This window comes from Treponema brennaborense DSM 12168, from assembly GCF_000212415.1.
GTDB lineage: Bacteria > Spirochaetota > Spirochaetia > Treponematales > Treponemataceae > Treponema_F > Treponema_F brennaborense.
Window position 1 is genome coordinate 2,905,959 of record NC_015500.1, and the last position, 20,719, is coordinate 2,926,677.

The 20,719-nt window shown below is 54.1% G+C and carries 19 protein-coding genes and 1 riboswitch; of the genes, 8 read left to right on the plus strand and 11 right to left on the minus strand.

The features are described 5' to 3' along the window. The 6 genes from TREBR_RS12680 to TREBR_RS12705 all read right to left on the minus strand — a co-directional run bounded on the left by TREBR_RS12680 (window position 1) and on the right by TREBR_RS12705 (window position 8,938). Entirely contained in the window at window positions 1–630 is a 630-nt protein-coding gene (locus tag TREBR_RS12680; RefSeq protein WP_013759569.1) for a master DNA invertase Mpi family serine-type recombinase, read from the minus strand. Between the two features lie 1,147 nt (window positions 631–1,777). Next, window positions 1,778–2,530 carry an acyl-[acyl-carrier-protein] thioesterase gene (locus TREBR_RS12685; RefSeq protein WP_013759570.1) on the minus strand — a complete coding sequence of 251 codons (753 nt, stop codon included), beginning with the start codon at window positions 2,528–2,530 and terminating at the stop codon, window positions 1,778–1,780. Window positions 2,531–2,605: 75 nt separating this feature from the next. Continuing rightward, on the minus strand, window positions 2,606–3,466 hold the full coding sequence (locus TREBR_RS12690; RefSeq protein WP_013759571.1) for a TonB family protein: 861 nt from the start codon (window positions 3,464–3,466) through the stop codon (window positions 2,606–2,608). Between the two features lie 17 nt (window positions 3,467–3,483). Then, a complete protein-coding gene (locus tag TREBR_RS12695) occupies window positions 3,484–5,499 on the minus strand; it encodes a TonB-dependent receptor (protein ID WP_013759572.1) in 2,016 nt (671 codons plus the stop codon). 26 nt (window positions 5,500–5,525) lie between these two features. Continuing rightward, window positions 5,526–5,728: riboswitch (cobalamin riboswitch) on the minus strand. 20 nt (window positions 5,729–5,748) lie between these two features. Next, on the minus strand, window positions 5,749–8,337 hold the full coding sequence (locus TREBR_RS12700) for a homocysteine S-methyltransferase family protein (RefSeq protein ID WP_013759573.1): 2,589 nt from the start codon (window positions 8,335–8,337) through the stop codon (window positions 5,749–5,751). 244 nt (window positions 8,338–8,581) lie between these two features. After that, window positions 8,582–8,938, minus strand: a complete 357-nt coding sequence (locus TREBR_RS12705) for a helix-turn-helix domain-containing protein (protein WP_013759574.1) — start codon at window positions 8,936–8,938, stop codon at window positions 8,582–8,584. 104 nt (window positions 8,939–9,042) lie between these two features. Here TREBR_RS12705 and TREBR_RS12710 point away from each other — a divergent pair, with 104 nt between their 5' ends. From TREBR_RS12710 to TREBR_RS12725, 4 genes are all read left to right on the plus strand, one after another. Then, the gene (locus TREBR_RS12710) at window positions 9,043–9,447 is read left to right on the plus strand and encodes a hypothetical protein (protein ID WP_013759575.1); all 405 of its coding nucleotides are present in this window, start codon (window positions 9,043–9,045) and stop codon (window positions 9,445–9,447) included. A gap of 19 nt (window positions 9,448–9,466) precedes the next feature. Further along, on the plus strand, window positions 9,467–10,393 hold the full coding sequence (locus TREBR_RS12715) for a glycosyltransferase family 2 protein (protein ID WP_013759576.1): 927 nt from the start codon (window positions 9,467–9,469) through the stop codon (window positions 10,391–10,393). Continuing rightward, the gene (locus TREBR_RS12720) at window positions 10,390–11,688 is read left to right on the plus strand and encodes a DUF6056 family protein (protein ID WP_013759577.1); all 1,299 of its coding nucleotides are present in this window, start codon (window positions 10,390–10,392) and stop codon (window positions 11,686–11,688) included. Before TREBR_RS12715 ends, TREBR_RS12720 begins: the two co-directional genes overlap by 4 nt. Window positions 11,689–12,241: 553 nt before the next feature. Beyond that, window positions 12,242–12,667 (plus strand): GatB/YqeY domain-containing protein, encoded by a 426-nt coding sequence (locus TREBR_RS12725; RefSeq protein ID WP_013759578.1) that lies wholly within the window; start codon window positions 12,242–12,244, stop codon window positions 12,665–12,667. A gap of 195 nt (window positions 12,668–12,862) precedes the next feature. Here TREBR_RS12725 and TREBR_RS12730 read toward each other — a convergent pair whose 3' ends face one another. The 5 genes from TREBR_RS12730 to TREBR_RS13950 form a co-directional block, all read right to left on the minus strand. Beyond that, the gene (locus TREBR_RS12730; protein WP_041610461.1) at window positions 12,863–13,699 is read right to left on the minus strand and encodes a MerR family transcriptional regulator; all 837 of its coding nucleotides are present in this window, start codon (window positions 13,697–13,699) and stop codon (window positions 12,863–12,865) included. Beyond that, entirely contained in the window at window positions 13,675–14,040 is a 366-nt protein-coding gene (locus TREBR_RS12735) for a YbaN family protein (RefSeq protein ID WP_013759580.1), read from the minus strand. Before TREBR_RS12735 ends, TREBR_RS12730 begins: the two co-directional genes overlap by 25 nt. A 206-nt stretch (window positions 14,041–14,246) precedes the next feature. Continuing rightward, the gene (locus TREBR_RS12740) at window positions 14,247–14,969 is read right to left on the minus strand and encodes an ABC transporter permease (RefSeq protein ID WP_013759581.1); all 723 of its coding nucleotides are present in this window, start codon (window positions 14,967–14,969) and stop codon (window positions 14,247–14,249) included. Further along, entirely contained in the window at window positions 14,966–15,757 is a 792-nt protein-coding gene (locus tag TREBR_RS12745) for an ABC transporter ATP-binding protein (protein ID WP_013759582.1), read from the minus strand. The genes TREBR_RS12740 and TREBR_RS12745 overlap by 4 nt, the downstream gene beginning before the upstream one ends. A gap of 79 nt (window positions 15,758–15,836) precedes the next feature. Then, entirely contained in the window at window positions 15,837–16,568 is a 732-nt protein-coding gene (locus tag TREBR_RS13950; protein WP_013759583.1) for a vitamin B12 dependent-methionine synthase activation domain-containing protein, read from the minus strand. Window positions 16,569–16,626: 58 nt separating this feature from the next. Between TREBR_RS13950 and TREBR_RS12755 the strand changes: the two genes are divergently transcribed. From TREBR_RS12755 to TREBR_RS12775, 4 genes are all read left to right on the plus strand, one after another. Then, on the plus strand, window positions 16,627–17,499 hold the full coding sequence (locus tag TREBR_RS12755) for a cobalamin-binding protein (RefSeq protein ID WP_013759584.1): 873 nt from the start codon (window positions 16,627–16,629) through the stop codon (window positions 17,497–17,499). Continuing rightward, window positions 17,496–18,587, plus strand: a complete 1,092-nt coding sequence (locus tag TREBR_RS12760) for a FecCD family ABC transporter permease (protein WP_013759585.1) — start codon at window positions 17,496–17,498, stop codon at window positions 18,585–18,587. The genes TREBR_RS12755 and TREBR_RS12760 overlap by 4 nt, the downstream gene beginning before the upstream one ends. After that, entirely contained in the window at window positions 18,580–19,410 is an 831-nt protein-coding gene (locus TREBR_RS12765; RefSeq protein ID WP_013759586.1) for an ABC transporter ATP-binding protein, read from the plus strand. The genes TREBR_RS12760 and TREBR_RS12765 overlap by 8 nt, the downstream gene beginning before the upstream one ends. Before the next feature lie 254 nt (window positions 19,411–19,664). After that, window positions 19,665–20,717 (plus strand): ROK family protein, encoded by a 1,053-nt coding sequence (locus TREBR_RS12775; RefSeq protein ID WP_013759587.1) that lies wholly within the window; start codon window positions 19,665–19,667, stop codon window positions 20,715–20,717. The last annotated feature ends 2 nt before the right edge of the window (window positions 20,718–20,719 follow it).

A 20,719-nucleotide genomic window follows, 5' to 3' on the forward strand; every position in this document is an offset into this window, starting at 1 on the left:
TTATATACACATTTTTTTGTATTTTTGAATCAAACTACTTTTTCCCACAAAATGAGCAAGAGTGTTCCTGTCAACTTCAAAATATTTGGCAATTTTTCTTTGTGATATACGGCAGAACAACAGTTCGCATATTAGTTCGTCTTTTTGATATAGCTTATGCCGTTTTGGAGATGTTTTTCTTCCTTTAGGTCTTCCTAAAATAGTGCCACTTGCTTTTTTCAATTTTAACGCTTCTTTCGTTCTTTGACTAATTAGATTACGCTCAATTTCTGCACTTAATCCAAACGCAAACGCCAATACCTTGCTTTGAATATCGTCGCCAAGTCGATAGTTGTCTTTTATTGTCCACACTTTGCATTCTTTATTCATACAAATATTCAATATTTCCATAATCATAAAAAGATTTCGTCCTAGACGACTAAGTTCTGCACAAATTATTAAATCACCTTTTTTAACTTGCTGTAAAAGAAGCCCTAGTTTTCGTTTGTCGTAATTTTTTGTTCCGCTGATTGTTTCTTCTATCCAGCCGTCAACGTTAAGCTTTTCTTTTTTACAAAAATTGTTAATTTCAAACCGCTGGTTTTCAACTGTCTGTTTGTCGGTGCTAACCCGAATATATCCGTATGTCATTTTATAACCTCGTTACAGAGTATTAAAGAGGAAATCAAATGGAACAGCAACCAACTACGAATTCTATTGCATTTAACAAATGCCTATATTCTTACAGAACAATTATTAATACAATCAAATCTCAGCCAAAGAGCAAAAGTATAGACTAATTTAGACATGTATTGTTTATTTTAGGAATTAGTTAAAAATTTAATTCATTTTCTATCAACTTCATGTGGCGTGTACCATAGGATAGGAAGGATTCATAGGAAATGATTATTAAACTTTATCAGAATTTATTCTGATAAAGTAACAGGGAATTGTCAGCTTTAGCTGACAAGGGGTGTAACCCTCGTGTTAGTCTAACGGCATTGGTAAGTACTACTGGTAGTAAAAACATACAGTTTCAATATTCTCTTATATAACTCAATAATACACTGTATTTTTGTATCTCTATATGATATATTAAATAAGCGATTCTATATAACTTGCTATAACACAATAAAATATATTATAACAATACTATAATTCAATGGCATGCAAGAGGTAAGGGGTTCAAGTCCCCTCATCTCCAAAAAGACCGAACATTCCGTTCGGTCTTTTTTTTCGTTTTCAGCGTTCCGAAAACGAAACGTATCATATGATACCGTCCGACAGGGCGGTTTTATTTTTTTAGGGGACTTGAACCGAAGCGGCACTGCCGCGCAGGCGGGGCAAAGCCCAAGTCCCCTCATCTCCAAAAAGACCGAACATTCCGTTCGGTCTTTTTTTTCCGTTTTCAGCGTTCCGAAAACGAAACGTATCATATGATACCGTCCGACAGGGCGGTTTTATTTTTTTAGGGGACTTGAACCGAAGCGGCACTGCCGCGCAGGCGGGGCAAAGCCCAAGTCCCCTCATCTCCAAAAAGACCGAACATTCCGTTCGGTCTTTTTTTTCGTTTTCAGCGTTCCGAAAACGAAACGTATCATATGATACCGTCCGACAGGGCGGTTTTATTTTTTTAGGGGACTTGAACCGGAGCGGCACTGCCGCGCAGGCGGGGCAAAGCCCAAGTCCCCTCATCTCCAAAAAGACCGAACATTCCGTTCGGTCTTTTTTTCGTTCTCAGCGTTCCGAAAACGAAACGTATCATATGATACCGTCCGACAGGGCGGTTTTATTTTTTCTACGCAAAATACAGTTCGCTTTCAAAGCAGGTGCCGCCGTCCGTCTTTCCGACGACGATAAGCTTATGCGCGGATTCTTCTGCTTTGCCGAACAGGCGGAGCGTATCTCCTTTTCGGGCTTCATGCGAATAATTAATACGGAAATCGGTGAGCGTTTTTTGCTGATATTCGGCGGGAAGGCAATCGATGATATACGCACCGTAACGCGCGTTGTTCATGTGTCCGTTCGCGTCGATATCGGTATAACGGATCGTCCGTTCGTCCAGCAGCTGCATATCTTCGGGAACCGCGATCTTTGTACAATCAAGACCGCAGAACTCAGTTTTAAGCGTCGGTTCGTCGCGCAGCGTGAACTGGGACGGCTTCATGATTCTGCGAAGTTCGGGATTTACGACGAGCCAAGTACTGTACCCCGACACGAGCGACTGCCCGGAAACACCGGTAATTTCATAGCGGCGGGCAAGCTGCAAACCGACGGGCGCTTCTTCCCAAGTTTTTATCGTGATAATATCGTTCGATTTCGGCATGGAATGGATTTTAAACGATACGCGCGACACCAGAATCGCCACGCCGTGGTCATTCAAATATTCGTACGTAAAACCGCGCTGATGATAATCTTCAATAGCGGAATCGGCCGTTACCAAAAGCAGCTCCGAAAGATTGAGCTGATGCAATTCATCGCACTGACAAAAGTTCAGTTTCGTTTCCCGATAAAAAAAAGTATCCTCATGCCACTGCTTAAAACATATCATGTATTACTTCCTGCGGATTGATTCAAAACGCCGATGAAGAACGCGTCCTTTTCCGGCAGCTCCGCCGTAACTATATCACATCAGACCGTCGCTGCCAACAACCGGCCGCAGCGCATATACGATCCGAACGGTCGTATTCACCGGATACGGATACGAACTTTCCGTGAGCGGAAACACGCGCTCGATCAACGCCGCAGCGGCATCGTCCAACAACGCGCTGCCGGATCCCGCTTCGATACGGTAAGAATCGAGCGTTCCGTACGGGCCGATCGATATGCGAACCGTAACGCGGCCTTCAACCGCACGCCGCCGGGCGCGCTCCGGATACGTTAAATTGTCCAGGATTTTCCGGTCGAGCAACGCAAGCACCGCCGGTTCCGTTGCGGCGGCACCCGGCGCGTTACCGGGTGTATCGCCGTTAACGTGCGCCGGTTCAAGGCGTCCCGGTTCAAGGAGTTCTGTTACGGCGGCAGCTGCCGGTTCATGGCCACCGCCGCCGGACACGATTTCCGGCGCGTCATCGGATATGCTGCCGGACACGATTTCCGGTGCGTCATCGGATATGCCGCCGGATGCGGCGGACTGCAGTGAAAAGTTCCGGACGGCGGACAGCTCAGGTTTGGAGGCTGCTTCCGGTTTACTGGCTGCCGATTTGGCGGACAACTCAGGTTTGGAGGCCGGTTCCGGTTTACTGGCTGCCGGTTTGACGGACAGCTCAGGTTTGGAGGCCGGTTCCGCTCTCAGTTCCGCGGCGCCGTTCAGAACGATGCGTATCGGCAAAAATCGGCGCGCCGCATCCGCGTCGGAAGTATCGGCACCGCCGCATATCTGCAGCACGGCACTCACCCCGCACGGAACGGCAGTCCAAAAAATCGCCGCGGAAACGGCAGCCGCCCCGCAGCGACGCAGCCTCCGCCGTTTTTCCGCATCGCGCATCAAACCGTACCGCGGCTTTAATACCGGAACGAAGCGCGTATACTGAACGTGCGCCCCGTTCCCGGATAATACGCCGCGCCGCTCCACGCAGAAGGAGCCGTAGCGAACGTCGCGTACTTTACGTTGAACAGATTTTCAACCGAAGCGGAAACCGTCAGCATATTGTCCAGCTGCGGCGGCGTGTACCGCAGTGAAAGGCCGACGAGCGCGTACGGATCGAGCTTTGCGTACGCGTTCGCAGTGTCGCCGCTCATATACCGGCTTCCGATAACCGAAACGTCGGACGATGCGACGATTCCCTGAGGCAGATTGAACGCAGCCTGACAATACGCGTTCACAGCCGCCTGCAGCGGTATCCGATTGTTTTCAGCCGCACCGGCGGCGAAAACCGCATACACGTATCCGACGTTTCCGTTCAAACTGAACCATGAAACGGGAGACGACTTCACGGAAAGAGAGCCGCCGATTCTGCGCGTCGCGTCCAGATTTTCATTCCGATACGTCGCCGCGTTGTAGCTTATTTCGTTTTCGAGATACGTTACGTAGGCAACGGCGGCGGTTTCGATTTTATCACCGAACGCATATTTTGCACCCGCTTCCGCGTTCCAGCCGTTTTCCGGCTTCAAATCCGCGTTAAAACCGGCACCAGACGCAAGCGACGTTTTTTCATCGATAAAAGGCAGCCGGAACATCGTGCCGTATTTTGCGTATACGGACGCCGTTTCGGTAAAATTATAGCTCGCCGCAATATCGTACGCCCAGGCGTAATACGTATCATCGGCGCTGAACGAAGCCGATTTTTTTTCGGCAGATATGTTCGCCGCGGTAAAACGCACGCCCGCGTTCAGCACGACCGGAACGGTAAAAGAGAACGACGCGCTCGCGTACGGCGCGTACGAAAACTGATTGATTTCGTATTCGTTCGTCAACGTTTTACGTGCCGACTCTCCGTATTTTTGCCCGGTATACAGTACGCCGCTGAAATCGAATCCGGCGCGGGCCGCGAGCGATCCTGCCAAAAACAAATCCGTATACACGGCCTGCGCGGCCGCTTCTATTTGATGAAAGAAATACGTCCTGTACCCGTAATTGTCGAACTGCCGGTTTTTATACGTCCAGGCGACGGGCAGGGAAACGGTCAATTTATCACCGGGAACGAATTCGCCCGTCAGCGCAGCGCCGGTGTTCCATTCCGAACCTTTATCCTTGCTCGTAACGGACGCCGCGTTCGCCTGCGTGGGATCGGCGTTAAATTCGGCTTCGGTCAAACTGCCGGGCAGTTCAAAATCGGTCGTAAAATATGACGCGGACGGTCTGAACGTCAGTTTGCCGGCAGCCGAGACGTATCCGTTGAGTCCGGCGTTCAGGGACGACAGCGCCGAATGTTCGCGCCACCCGCTGCTTCGGTAATAATCAACGAACGCACGGACGCCGCCTTTTTCGGAACCGAATCCGCCGGAAGCCTGCAAAGTCGTTTCGTTATTGCTGCCGTAAGAAACGGACGCGTCGCCGGTTACGCCGGTTTCGGGCTTTTTGGTAACGATGTTCACGACGCCGCCGACCGCACCGGAACCGTACCGCGCGCCGGCCGCTCCGTCGATAACTTCAATGCGTTCCACGGCGGAAAGCGGCACCGCGCTCCAATTCTGCGGAGACATATCGGGATTATTCTGCCGTTTGCCGTCAACAAGGACAACGACCTGACCGAACGGATTGTCACCGGAAGCGCCTCTCATGCGGATTGACGCCGTGCTTTTACCGTAATATCCTTCGGTAAACGTAACGCCGGGCACCGTCGCCAGCACTTCCATCACGGACGTTTTGCCGGAAGCGGCAATATCATCGGCAGTAATAACGGTAACGGCCGCAGGAACAGAATACACGTTTTGTTCGTCGGGAGCGGCGGAAACCGTATAGGTTCTCACGCTATCACCCCGCAAGTCCGGCTCCGAATCCGTCATCGAATCGGCAAAAGCGAACGTACCCACTGCAGCGACACACACGGCCGCCGCACACACACGGGAAAACTGCATACAAACCTCCTCGGGAATGTAAGAAAAAAAATAAGATGCGACGGGCGTCTCCTGGCTTACGGCTCCGTTCCGCGCCTTCTCACCTTCCGGCAATGGCGTACGTGCGGAACGGCGTACCTCCCCGCATCCCGTTCGGGAAGCGGAAACGGTACGAATCGTTTACAGTGGCGGGACCGCTCCGGTATTGCACCGGATTCCGTGACCGTCAGCCGACAGCATAACAAAGAAATCTGTTTTAAGCAAATGATTTTACGAAAACACACTTTGCGCGTATTTTACGGTTTCAAGCGCGTCTTTGCCGTAAAAGTCGGCTCCGATCATATCGGCGTATTCCGGCGTTAAAACGGCGCCGCCGACGCACACTTTGCACCAGGGAGCCCGGGCGCGCAGCAGCGTGATCGTGGCTTCCATTGCGGGAACGGTCGTCGTCATGAGCGCGCTCAGTCCCGCGAGCCGAACGCGTTTTTCCGCGCAGATTTCGGCAATCCGTTCGGGCGACACGTCTTTGCCCAAGTCGACGACGGTAAAACCGTAATTTTCAAGCAGCACTTTTACGATGTTTTTGCCGATATCGTGGATATCGCCCTTAACGGTCGCGAGTACGACGGTGCCTTTGCTTTCATCGGTTTTGCCCGCGGCGGCGAGCGTTTCTTTTATAACCGAAAACGCGGCTTTTGCGGCTTCCGCGCTCATCAAAAGCTGCGGAAGATACACTTTTTTAGCTTCAAATCCTTTGCCCACGACGTCGAGTGCGGGAATCAGGTGATTGTTGATAATATCAAGCGCTTCCGTCGTGCCGAGCAGCGTACGGGTACGCGCGGCGGCATCTTCTTTTAAGCCGCGGATAACCGCGTATTCGAGCGTTTGCGGCGGCGCGCTTTGAACGGAGCCGCTGCCCGCTGCCGTCGCCGGAGCGCTTTGAGCCGCTGCCGTCGCCGGGACACGGTGAACAGCGGCGGCAGACTGAGCGCCACCTGCCGAGAGCGGCGGCGGGGCCGCACCGTACGATTCGGCGAACGCGATGTAATCGCTACAGTGCGGATCGTAACCGGAAAGCGCGCAAAAACACGCGTACGCTTTCATCATTTCCGCCGAGTTCGGATTCATGATCGCGGCGCTCAGCCCGTTCTGCATCGCCATCGTAAAAAAGGAAGCGGTAATGAGTTCGCGCTGCGGCAGTCCGAACGATACGTTCGACACGCCCAAAATCGAACGGCCGCCGAATTCGTCGCGGACGGCGCGCAGCGTCTCAAGCGTTACCGCAGCGGCACCGGGGTCGGAACTGACCGCCATCGCCAGCGGGTCTATGACGATATCCTTGCGCGCAATACCGTATTCGGCGGCGGCGGCGTATATCTTCCGAACGATACGGAGGCGACCTTCCGCCGTTTCCGGAATGCCGTCTTCGTCCAGCATGAGCGCAACGACCGCACCGCCGTATTTTTTGACTAGCGGGAACACCGCGTCCATCACTTCGCGCTTGCCGTTTACCGAATTGACCAGCGCTTTGCCGTTGTAAACGCGAAGCGCCGCTTCCATAGCCGCGGGATCGGAGGTGTCGAGCTGAAGCGGCAGATCCGTAACGCTTTGCAATTCGGTAACGACCGTTACCAACAGTTCCGTTTCGTCTATTTCAGGCAGTCCGACGTTCACGTCGAGCACGTGCGCGCCTTTTTCTTCCTGCGCGAGACCTTCGCGGATAATGTACTGAATATCGTGCTCACGGAGCGCCTGCTTGAACCGCTTTTTTCCGGTCGGATTGATACGTTCGCCCACGAGTATCGGTTTTTTGCCGAACGCGACGGTTTTCGTATAAGAAGAAATCAGCGTAACGCCCGTGTCGCGCCGCACCGGACACGGTTTACCCGCGCACGCGTTTACCAAACGGCAGATATGTTCGCTCGTCGTACCGCAGCAGCCGCCGACGAGCGCCGCGCCGCGATCGACGAAGCCCGCCGTTACCCGCGCGAATTCGGCGGGCGTTACGTCGTACACGGTACGGCCATTTTCACTGCGGGGAAGCCCCGCGTTCGGGTTCACCGCAAGCGGAATACTCGCGGCGGCGGAAAGCCGATCAAGAATCGGCTGCATCTGGTGCGGTCCCAAACTGCAGTTCATGCCGAACGCGTCGACGCCGAGCCCTTCGAGAACGGCGGTCATGGTTTCGGGGTCGGCGCCGGTCAGGAGCTTGGCCGATTCGTCGTACACGGTCGTTACGATTATCGGCAGCCGGACGTTCAGGGCGGCGCACGTTTCCTTTGCCGCAACGACCGCCGCCTTCGCTTCGTAGCAGTCGTTCATCGTTTCAATCAGAATCAGATCGACGGCTTCACGCCGCGCCGACGAGAGGGCGGCTCGGATCGTGTCCGAAAACAGTTCGACCGCGCCGCTGAACGGAAGGTCGCCGAGCGGTTCAAGCAGTTTGCCCGCGGGTCCTACGTCGAGCGCGATAAAATGCGGAAGTTCCGCAGGATTTACAGATGCGGGCGCGAGCGAGGCGGCGCGCAGCGTTTCGAGTTCCGCTTCCGGAATCGGTTCGTTTTCAATGCGGCGGCGCGCTTCGGCGGCGTTTTCAAGCGCGGCGAGGACGACGGATTCGAGTTCTCCGGGCGCGCTGAATTTGAGCCGGTTCGCACCGAACGTGTTCGTTTTTACGATATTGCAGCCAGCGCGGTAATAGCCGTAGTGCAGCGCGACGATTTTTTCACGCTCGCTCAGATTCCAGGTTTCGGGCAGTTCGCCGGGTTTCAGTCCCTGCGCCTGCAGCACGGAACCCGTGCCGCCGTCAAAAAACAACACCTGTTTTCCCAAAAGGTTCCGTATATCTGTCCGTTTCATTGCGGCAGGCTCCTTGCAAAACGATTTTTCACCAAGATACACTATTGCGCGGGACGCTGCAAGGCGAAAAGGCGCGTCTTGTGCCGAGGCGGCTAGCCCGGATTGAAGGGGGACTGCGTACGCAGTCTTGTGCAGGGAGCGTGCTGCGCGAACGGCGCGGCCGCGGAGTGCACAACGAAGGCGAATGCCGGAGCCCCGCAAAGCCGGTGTGCGGTGCGGTGCGCTCCGCATAAAAAGGAAAAAATTATTTTTCTACCGCCAATTTATGAATCATTTCTATGATGGTCTGCCGTACGTATACGGGCAGCCGTTCCAAATCATCGTATACGCTGCAATATTTTACGTACTGCCGGTTTTTTCTGATTTGTTCAGGGAAAACCGACAAGTCGAGGTCTACGCCGATATCGGAATCGTCAAGAAAATACTCAAGGGGTTTATGCAGTACCTTCGCGATGCGGACTGCAAGATCAGCAGAGGGCATGTTATCTCTTGAAATTCCCGCGCTGATGCTTGAAACGGTAAAATTTGCCATTTGTGCCAAACTGTCGCGTGAAATTCCCTGATATTTCAATTCATCGTCGACTTTTTTCCAAAAACTCATAGCTATTTTTACTACTATTGTAAAAAAGAGTTGCAAATTCGCTACTATTGCAGTATGTTGATACTATAGTAGCATTGCACTGCAAAAGTAGGAGGAGAGTCGGCGTGAAAAACTCTAAAAGAAAAGCTTTTTTTTTGCTTGCCGTCATTGTCTTATGCACGGCGGTAATTTTTACCGGATGTCCGAATGCAGGAGACGACGGCAGTAACGCAGGGAACAACGGTTCAAATGCGGGCACAGGTACTGTTGAAGTTCGCTCGCATTCACTTCGGGTACTGAAACTCATGGAAGCAGGCACAGAGATCTGCGTGGCTTCATCCATAGCAGAAGGTTACAGTTACAATCATTTGGATGAGGACGACTGTACTTTTAAAGACGTACCTGTCGGATATTATTATGTTAAGGGAACCGGCGATTTCTGCAACGGATCTGTTTTCCGTTCCGAAATATACCCCGTTACGGCAGGAAAGACGACTGTAATCAAAATAACCGACGATATGTTGGAATAACGGCGTCCGCAGCAAATAAATGGTACTTTCCGTTTGCGTTCCCTGTTTTAACGAACAAGACGTGTTGCAGGAGTTTTATTCCCGCGTTATAGGAGTGCTCCAAACCGTCGGGACGGATTCCGAGCCCGTATTCTACGAACTTATCTTTGCAGACGACGGGTCTACAGACGGAACTTTTACGGCGATTAAAAAAATATCCGCTGAGAATCCGTACGTCCGATACGTCTCGTTTACCAGAAATTTCGGCAAAGAAGCAGCACTGTACGCGCTTCTGCAAAGAGCGCAAGGGGATTTTATCTGCATACTTGACGCTGATCTGCAAGATCCGCCGGAATTGATACCGAAAATGCTTGCGGCAATACAAAACGGCGGCGACTGCTGTGCAGCCAGAAGAACCGGTTTTCCTAAGAACTCCATACGGAATTTTTGCACGATTCTGTTTTACAGATTCTTTAATCTCTTTTCCGATATAAAACTTGAATGCGGCGAACGTGATTACAGGGTTATGAGCCGCCGGATGGTGGATACGGTTTTATCAATGCCGGAACGATTCAGATTCTCAAAGGGAATTTATGCCTGGACGGGGTTTACTGCCAAAACGATAGAATATGAACCGGTTAAGCGATGCCGCGGAGTTTCAAAGTGGTCCTTTTTGAAGCTGTTCGATTATGCTGCCGACGCCGTTTTTACTTTTTCCGACAAATCGATGAAAATCGTAATCGGTTTCGGATTTCTGCTTATGCTGCTCGCCGTCATAAGCGGACTTGCATGTTTTATTATCGGCGTATTGAACCGAACGGCCGGCGCCGCAGCCCTATTTGTTTGCCTATTTGTTTTTCTTGCCGGATTACAACTTTCTGCAACCGGTATAGCGGGATTGTGCGTTTTCCGGTGCTGGGCAGAACTGAAACAACGTCCGCAGTTTATTGTTAGAGAAGAAAAGTGAATAAAAATCGGGAAAAAACGTTCTTTTACGGTACGTTCATATTGTTTTGTTTAGCTACCGTCATACATCATCGGTTTTTAAATGCCGGATACTGCGATGACATATGGTTCTTGGAATTATCGAAAGAATACAGTCTGACGGAATTTCTGAACATGCGTTATCAGACATGGTCGTCTCGGCTGATTATTGAAACGGTACTTTATTTTATCATACAGCATAATCAGAATGTCTGGCGATGCTGCAATATACTTTCCATTTTTCTGCTCGTATACAGCTTGCAAAAATTATGTTTAAAAGAAACATATAAAAAATATACCTGGGTCATTGCTTTGTTTTTCTATTTTGTGTTTCCCTATAAGTCGATGGGTAACGTAGGATGGGTAACGACGACCGTTAATTATTTGTGGATAGCCGCGGCGGGGACGTTCGCACTCATTCCGATAAAAGACGCTCTGACTGAAACTGGCAGAGGGCAACGTAACGCTGTTTTAAAAATCGGTTACGTTGCCGCCGCTTTGTTCGCTGCAAACCAGGAACAAATGGCGGCACTGCTGGCGGGATATTATTTATTTTTCATCGTGTACATCACAGCAACACGTAAAAAGATACCGCAGTTTTTGCTACTGCTTTGGGCTTGCGTATTGGTGGAACTTGTTTTTATCTTTTTATGCCCTGGGAACAGACTCCGGTACGATTTTGAATTGAACAACTGGTTTGCAAATTACGCTGAACTTTCGATGGCCGATAAAATTGCAATGGGATTTTTATATACCATGGCATACTACTGTTTCTGCGATTTGAATTTCGTATTCATATTTTTTTCGGGCGTTTTGTTTTGTACCGTTTTGATTCGCGGTAATACGCGGAAACCGCAGCCGGGTAAAGCCGGAAATCTGCGAAAAATTCCTTATTACATTGCTGCCGCGATACCGTTCTGTGCAAGTCTTTTGCTAACTTTTTTCAGCCGCAATTCTTATTTTAAATCGCGTTTCTTCGTGAAAAAACTGCTTAACACGGAATTATACTTTTCGGCAGGGCTTTCCGCCGCGGATTTTGCACTTGAATTGAGTTTCTATTTTTTGATCATCATATGCGTTTTGATTGCGCTTCGATATGCCTCGCCGTGCAAAAAAGTTTTTTTTCTTTGTTGTCTGATTTTTTGTGCCGGAATCTGTTCCCGTATCATACTCGGATTTTCACCGGGCATTTTCATATCCCATACCCGTACCGCCTGTTTTTGCACACTTTCACTGTTTACGGTTATGATACTTTTTACCCAGCCGTATGTCGAATAACACACTATTGCGCGGGACGCTGCAAGGCGAAAAGGCGCGTCTTGTGCCGAGGCGGCTAGCCCGGATTGAAGGGGGACTGCGTACGCAGTCTTGTGCAGGGAGCGTGCTGCGCGAACAGCGCGGCCGCGGAGCGCACAACGAAGGCGAATGCCGGAGCCCCGCAAAGCCGGTGTGCGGTGCGGTGCGCTCCGGAAGAAAAGCCAGGGAAAGCGGCTGTATCCGATCGGCAGCACGCGGGCCGTTCCTGCTGAAGGCCGGCCTGACCGGAATCGAACCGCCGCGACCGGTACCGACCCAAAAACAAAGCACCACGACCGGTACCGAAGCGACACGGCTCGTCCCGTCCCACGCTCGCGCTCGTTTTCGGCCGAACCGACTTCGCACTTGCCATGAAACGCCGTTGGTAGTATCTTTAATGACGGTCGTTTACACGGAAAATTGCGTGAACGTCCGCAGGCACCGCGCGCTGCGGTGCGAAGCAGGTTGCAGCGGTTTGCAGCGGCTCACAGCAAGTTGCAGCGGCTCACAGCGCCGTGTAAAAAAGGAGATTTTTATGGCAACAACGAAAGAATTATTTAAAGAACGCATGTCCATCCGCAAAACCGATCCGGTGCGCGCTTCCGTTTTGGGAATGCTTATCGACGCCGTTCAGAAAGCGACGCGGGAACTGAATCGTGAAGAAACCGATGCCGATATAGCCGGCGCAGCGAAAAAAATGTACGATCAGACGCAGGCAACGATCGCCGAATATGAAAAAGGCGGCGCCGACACCGCGCAGTTAAAGACCGAACTCGCAATTCTCAAAGAATTCGTTCCCGAAACGCTCTCTCCCGAAAAAACGGAAACCGAAGTGAAACGGATCATAGAAGGGCTTGCGGAGCAGGACCGCGTGCTGAAAAACATCATGCCGCTCGTTAAAGCCGTTCCGGGCATGGATATGAAAGTGGCAAAAAGCATCGTGGAAGCGCTGCTGAAATAGCGGAACGGGCGCGGTGAACTGCGCGTATGCACGAGGGGCGGCAGCCGCGCGTCAACGCGAGCCGCAGACGCGACCTGAACCGTACATGCGGCATGGAAACGCAGACGCGACCTGAACCGTACATGTGGCATGGAAACGCAAACGTGGCCTGAGCCGCAGACGCGGCCTGAACCGCAAACGCGGGCGTTCGCCCGGTTATCCGATCGGAACTTGGATTTCCGTGAGCCATTCGTCCGGATTCTGGCGATTCCAAACACCGTCGATATACGATTCGCGGGTAAGTCCGGCGCAGGTCAAACGGTTGTCTTCAATCCATTTAAAAACGGCGCAGTATGCTTGCGGCAACGTTGCGTACGGACCTTTGTGCAATACGCACGCGGCGCGAGGTACGCGTTCGATTTCCTTGAATTTTATTCGCGGCGTGTCGGTTCCTTTGCACGTAACCGCTTCGCAGTATTCCATGTCGATGTCCCGAGATCGGTATTCGCCGTCGTGATACATGATAAAACAGTAAAACGGATCGGTTTTGCAGGTAAGGCCGGGATTTGCCGCCTCGATTTCGCGACCGATTTCGGGGATGACGTCGAAATACGCATCGTACGACGGAACCACCATACGGCAGCTGTACACCGTAACGCGCGGCAATTCTTTGACGACCACTTGATACGGTACCGTCTTTTCTTCCTGCAGAAAACTCATATACGAATTAATCGAAGCCAGCTGCGCCGTCTGCGCGGCGATCCGATTTTCGAGCCGCTTTTTCTGGGACGCGAGCAGCGGCGCAACATCACAGCCGTCGAGCATTTTCCTGATTTCGCACAGCGGGAACCCGCACTGCTTCAACGATACGATTTTATGCACGCGCAGCAGCTGCGCCGTGTCGTAATAGCGATATCCGGTGGCCGGATCCACGTGCACCGGGTACAAAAGTCCTTCATCCTCGTAAAAACGGAGCGCTTTAACAGTCACTTTCGTCATGACTGAAAATTGTCCTATCCGATACACCGCTAACCTCTCTTTTTTGCAATCCATAAAATATGCACGGTAACGGCCGCGCCTACGGCGGCCAGCAGCAAACACACCGGCAGTTTTCGTATCAGAACGGCGGAAACGGTCAGCATTCCCCACAGAAAAATCAAACTGCCCGCAATCGTCCGGCGGCGCAGTCCGGTTTTCCGCGTGTAGCTTTCGTAATATTCGCGGAAAAACCCGATTTTAAGTATTTTCGACTGCAGAGCCGGCGTTGCCGAAAAACAGCCGAGCGCAAGCAGCACGAACGGCGTCGTGGGCCAGACGGGAAGCACCGCGCCCACGAGACCGAGCGCAAGCGCCGTAAAACCTGCTGTCAGTTTCAGAAATTGCGATAATTTCACGGCGTCCTCCCGTTTCCGGCTGATCGGCTGATTTGCTCGTCAGCTGATCGGCTGATTGCACCGCGAAATCCGGCCGCAGTGCAGGCACAGTACCGTTTTTCATATTCGACTATCGGCGGCGCGTTGTCAAGACGCTGCGGGTGCAAATAGCGGAACGCACGGCGCAACCTCACGGAAACGAATGCCTGCCCGCGGAACGCCGCCGGTTACTCCCATTTGAACAGCTTGACGGAAAGCGCGAACGCCGCGACCGTTACGGGAAGCAGAATTCCGATCCGAAGGATATCCGCCGAAACCGGCAGCCCCGCCGCCGCGTTGTCGAGCAGTTTAATTACCTGCGTAAGCGGAAACACGTTTGAAAACGCCTGAAGCCCGCGCGGCATGATCGCGTACGGAACCGTCGCGCCGGACAAAAACAGCGACGGAAAATAGATCAGCGACGTAACCACGTTAGCCGTTTTCACGTCGGGAACGACCGCACCGATACAAGCGCCCAGTGAAAACACCGCGCACACCGAAAACAGAAACGTCGCGACGAAGCGCGCGCCGTCGGCGATTTTTACGCCGAAGCCGAATCGGGCGGCAAGCCACACCAAAACGGCCGAAACGGCGGCGAACAGAAACTGCAACGCCGTATCCGCGGCGAGCAGCATTCCCGGACTTACCGGCGTTACCTTAAAGCGCTTCAGAACCTTTTCATACCGGTAACCGGACAACGTCAGCGGAATGCCCATAAAACCCGCCGCGCAAATTCCCACGCACGCGACGCCGCTGAAAGCGCTGCGCACCGTTTCCGGTGCCGACACGCATCCGATCAGAAACATGATTCCAACCGGCATGGCGACGGCGAACAGCAGCATGTCGCCGCCTCGGATCGCCAGTTTCGCTTCGGTTTTGAACAATGTGTAAAACGTTTTCAAAGCAGTCATTCTCCGATTCCTCCGTCCGCCGCAGCGGGATCCGCATCCATATAGTTCAAAAAAACGTCTTCCAGATTTTTGACACCGTGCGAAGCTACCAACGTACTCGGCGTGCCCAGAGCGACGATTTCACCCGATTTCAGCACGCACACGCGGTCGCACAAATATTCGACTTCTTCCATATAATGCGAGGTTAAAATGATAGTCAAACCGTCGGCTTGCAATTTTTTCAGCGTATCCCAAATCATGCGGCGCGCTTTCGGATCGAGTCCGGTCGTCAGTTCGTCCAGAAAAACGATTTCGGGCTGAGGAATAAGCGCAAGAACGATCGCCAGTTTCTGTTTCTGCCCGCCGGACAGCGAAGCCACGTCGCGATTCCGCAGTTCCGAAAGCGAAAAAGTTTCCAGCAGCGATTTCCAGTCGGCAGGACGTGCGTACAAACAGGCGGACGTTTCACACGCTTCGCCGACTCTGATTTTATTCTGAAAACTGGTTGCCTGAAACTGAACGCCGACGCGATTGAACAGCGCCCGTTTCACCGCACGCGGCGCGCGTACCGGATTCATGCCGAGCAACTGAACCGAACCGGAATCGCAGTCTCTTGAACCGAGCACGCACTCGACGAGCGTCGATTTTCCGGCGCCGTTTTCACCGATGATGCCGAAAATCTCTCCCTTCCGCACGGTGAAACCGACTCCGCGCAGCGCTTCAACGCGGGTTCCTTTTGTACGCGATCGATACGATTTCCGTAAATCCCGAACGCACAGCACGTCGCCGCGCGACGAACACTCACTCATACTGATACCTCCATGTCACAGACAAAAAGGTACAGTCTCCCGCAACGGGAGAGTCAAGCGCCGGCCGAGAAAACGCCTCTCACGTAGCCGATTCCGCGCGTTTCATGCCGATAAACGCCGTTACCGATTTTTCGGGAGCCATAACGAGCGACGAAGTCAGCGTCAGTCCGATTTTCTGCGCGCACGGCAGAATCGAAAAAAAGACACGCTGCACGTCGAGCGGAACGTCGCCGTATCCGGGGCTGTAGCGCGGCTTCAAAACGAAGCCGCCCGCAACGGCGAGCCGGGAAAGTTCCGCGTTCAGAAAATCCGCGTACGATTCGGCGAACATGGCGCCGGCCGCCTGCATGACCGCACCGCGCGCCGCGTCCAGTTTTGCCGATTTCCGGATCAGAAAATCGACCTGCGGCCCGATCGTCGCGGCGAACAGAATCACGCGGCTGCAGCCTGCAAGATTCCACGCCAGACAGGCGCTTTTCATCGTATATCCGGCGAACGAACAGATTTCGGAACCGCCGGCGGCCGTGCCGGGGGCGGCTGCAGCGAATGCAGTCGCAGCGCCGCCGACGGTCAGCGGAAAAACCGCGTACACGGCCTGCGGGCGCAGAACCGGCCGCATGGCCGCGATGCATTCGGACACGAGCGCGGAGGTTTCCGGAGTGATCGCCTCCGCGTTCAAAAGGGCGGCTTTGGAATATCCGGCGTATCGATATACTTCGCGTTCGTCGGCGGCGAGCAGATTCGCCGAAAGCCGATGCTGATAGGTCGTTCCCGTTTCCATTCCGTTTGCCGGCAGATCGATCGTTTTCATGAAAAAAGCATAACTTTTTTACGGACTTAACGCAACGAATATGATATGATTTTCCATCATGAAACGATTACGCGCATTCATACTGGCGATTCTCGTCTGCACCGGAACGGGCGGACCGCTGCTTTCCGCAGCGGCAGAAACTGTTTCCGCCGGCTCTCCCCGGCGGATCGTTTCACTTTCGCCTGCGGTCACTGAAATCGTTTTCGCGCTCGGAGCGGAACGTTCGCTTCAAGCCCGTACCGACTACTGCGACTGGCCGCCGCAAGCAGCTGCTATTCCTTCCGTCGGCGGGTTTGACGGCAAGGCGACCAGTCTCGAAAAAATCCTGTCTTTCAGGCCCGATCTGGTCTGCGTTACCGCCGGTATGCACGATCATCTTATCGCACCGCTTGAAAAATACGGTATCGGCGTGTTCGTGTCTTCCGCGGACACCGTTGAAGACGTACTCTCCGAAATAACCGAGCTTGCCCGAATTACCGGATGCGAACGCAGCGGAGACACGCTCGTTGCCGGAATCAGGGCGCAGCTCGCACAGGCGCGCGCGCTTCTACGGGACGGACCGCCGGTCCGCGTTTTTTGGGAAGTGTCGGCATCTCCATATTTTACCTGCGGAAAGAATTCTTTCATAAACGACGTGCTCGCTTGTGCGGGAGCCGTAAACGTCTTCGCCGACGTTACGCAGCCGTACCCGCAGGTAAGTGAAGAAAGCATCATTGCGCGCGCGCCGGACGTTATCATCGTTCCCTCTTACGGAGGAATAGACGCGGCGGCGGCCGTACTGAAACGCCGCGCTTGGGAAAACGTCCCCGCGGTGCGGAATCGGAACGTGTTCAGCGTCGACGCCGACGTCGTTTCCCGTCCGGGGCCGCGAATCGGACAGGCGGCGCTGCTGATCGCGCAATTACTGTACGCGCGGGACGGCAACCGATGAAAATCTCCGCGCCGCACCCGGTGCGCACCGGAACTTCGCTCACCGTACGATTCACGGCCACCGCGTTGTTTTTGCTGGCCGCCGCCGCTGCAGGTATCGCTTTCGGCACCGAACGCATTCCGTTCCGTGAAATCGGGAACGCCCTGTTCCGCCCTGCCGCCGCCGATCCGTTTGCCGCCGTCATCGTCAGGGAACTGCGGCTGCCGCGCGTGCTGCTCGCCGGCCTGAGCGGCGCGCTGCTCGCCAGTGCGGGAGCCGCTTTCCAGGGATTTTTCCGTAATCCGCTCGCCGAATCGGGAATCATGGGAATCTCGTCGGGAGCAGCGTTGGGGGCGGTGCTGAGCGCGTTCATTCCCGCGGCAACGGGAATCGCAGGCGCAGCGGAGCTTGCTTCACGGTTTCCGCAATTCATGCAGGCAAACGTAACGACCGTCTGCGCGTTCTGCGGCGCGGCGGCGGCGGCGTTTCTGATATACGCCGCGTCAAAATTGACGGCACGTTCGGGCGGAACGATTGCGATTCTGCTGACGGGAACCGCCGCCGGAACGTTTTTTTCAGCGGTAACGTCCGTCGTACTGCTCGTCAAAGATACGGAACTGCACCGGATGTTCGTGTGGACGCTCGGCAGCTTCAACGGCAAAGGCTGGAGCGAACTGGCGTTCGTACTGCCGGCGGCGGTGCTGTCCGCAGTGCTGCTCGCCGGCTGCGCCCGTTTTTTGGACGTCCTGAGCGGCGGCGAACGTACCGCGCAAGCGCTCGGTCTTGATCCCGCTCACGCGCGGCTGCTGGTTCTGACGGCCGGCTCGCTCGCGTCGGCAGCCGCCGTCTGCGCGGGCGGCACCATCGGATTCGTAGGGCTGATCGCACCGCACGTCGCGCGGAGGCTGTTCAGCCCGCGTCACGCCGTTCTGATACCGGCAAGCATGATGGGCGGCGCCGTGTTTCTCATAACCTGCGATACTGCCGCGCGAACCGTTGCGGCTCCGGCGGAAATTCCGGTGGGAATCATCACCGCGCTCGCCGGCGCGCCGTTTTTCATATCGATACTGTTCGGCGGCCGCAACCGGACGGGGAATTTCAATGAATAACGTATGCGTGCGGCGGCTCGACGCTTTTTACGGAAAAACGCAAATCCTGAGCGATATTTCGCTTTCGGCGGAAGCCGGACGCTGCACGTTCCTGACCGGGCCGAACGGAAGCGGCAAATCCACGCTGCTCGCCGTTTTGGCAGGAATCGACGTACCGGGGCTCATCTGCGGAGCCGGAAAAAAATCTCCGCCGGTAACGCTCGACGGAGAGCCGCTCGCGTCGTTTTCCCGCAAAGCGCTTTCGCGCAGAATCGCGTTCATGCCGCAGCACGAATCGATCGTCTGGAATTACACCGTGCGCGACGTGATTCTTGCCGGACGATACGCGCATACGGGCTTTTTCGGTTCATACGCCGAAGCCGATTACGAGGCCGCACGCCGCGCCGCCGCTGAATTGGAACTCGAACCGCTGCTGGATCGCTCCGTCACGACGCTTTCAGGCGGAGAATTCCAGCGGGTCAGAATCGCCCGCGCACTCGCGCAGGAACCGGGCGTCCTGCTGCTCGACGAACCGGCGGCGAATCTCGATTTTACGTTCAGATTTTGTCTGCTCGATACGATCCGACGTCTCGCCCGGCGCAAAAATCTGACGGTCGTCGTTTCGATCCACGATCTCGATCTTGCCGCCGCGTTCGCCGACGTACTGGCGCTGCTTTCGCCGATCGGGCGCGCGAGGGAAAACGGAGCGGCACAGCTGTGCACGGGCACGCCGGAATCGGTTCTGACGCCGGACTTGTTGTACCGCGCGTACGGCAAAAAATTCGGCGTCTACACCCACCCGGCGTACGGCTGTCCGACGGCGTTCGTCGTTCCGTCCCAATAAAACGCCGGCCGTACATTCAGGCGGCCGGCCGTAAATTCACGGCGACCGGCGCTGTAAACGTAAACGCAACAGTAACAATAACGGTAACCGGCGCCGTAATCGGCGCGCCGATGCGCACACTGCGGCAGCCGATGATTCCGGCAGACGAATAGCACACGCAGGCAAGTCGGGCGGCAGGCTGAATATCGGTGTTTCTCCGAAAAACCGACGAGGTTCGCTTGACATACACTTATTAAAATACTTATAATAAGTGTATGAATGAATCCTGCGGAAACGCACTCGTTGTAAAAGAAGTAAACACCGCGCTCGTCTCCAAAGCGCTGCAAAATTGCCGGACGGCAACCAAACAGGAACTGTCGCAGCTCACCGGATTAAGTTTGATGACGGTGGGAACCATCCTTCTGCAATTGGAAGAAAGCGGTGAAGTACTGCAAGGCGAACAAGTTCCTTCAGCGGGAGGGCGGCCGTCGAGGCAGTACCGCTACAACGCCGACTCGACCCTGCGGCTCGCCGTTCAGACGCTCAAAAAGGACGGATTCGACACGGCGGAAATCTGCGTTGCAAACGCGTTCGATGAAATCGTGTACCTGAAGGAATTCCGGGTTTCTCACATGGAAGCGCAATCGTTTTTTGCACCGATCGACGACGTGCTGAACGCCTACCCGGCGATTCGGTCGATCGCCGTCGGCTTGCCCGGCGTCGTACAGGGCGACACCGTCGTTTCATGCGACTTCGGGCGGCTCGCCGGCTGCGATTTGGGCACGCTGTTCCGCGAACGGTACGGGTTACCCGTCGTGCTTGACAACGACGTAAACTGCGTCGTCGCGGGTCGGTGCGGAGGGCGGGAATTGCAGCCGGAAACGGCGGTGGTGGCATTGTATTTTCCGCGCGTCTGCGCGCTGGGTGCGGGAATCTGGATCGGCAGCGGCGTGTACCGCGGGTTCCGCAGTTACGCGGGTGAAGTTTCCGACATGCCGCTCGGCATCGACTGGTGCAGCGATCAAACGCTGTACGACGATGAACTGAAACTCGCCGCCGCGATTGCAAAGCTCGTAACCTCCCTGTGCTGCGTACTCGATCCGCAGGAAATCGTCTTATACGGGCGAGTTTTGACGGAACGGCATCTGAATCTCATACTGGAGCATCTGAAACGGACGGATAAGCTGTCCGGCGACGCCTGCTCCGGTACCCGGGCGCGGCTGCCAGAAATAGTACTTTCACCTGAATTTGAAACCGATTACCGGAACGGACTGCTGCATCAGGCTCGCAGTCTCTTAAAACCGGCATTTGAATTAAGAAGGAACTGATC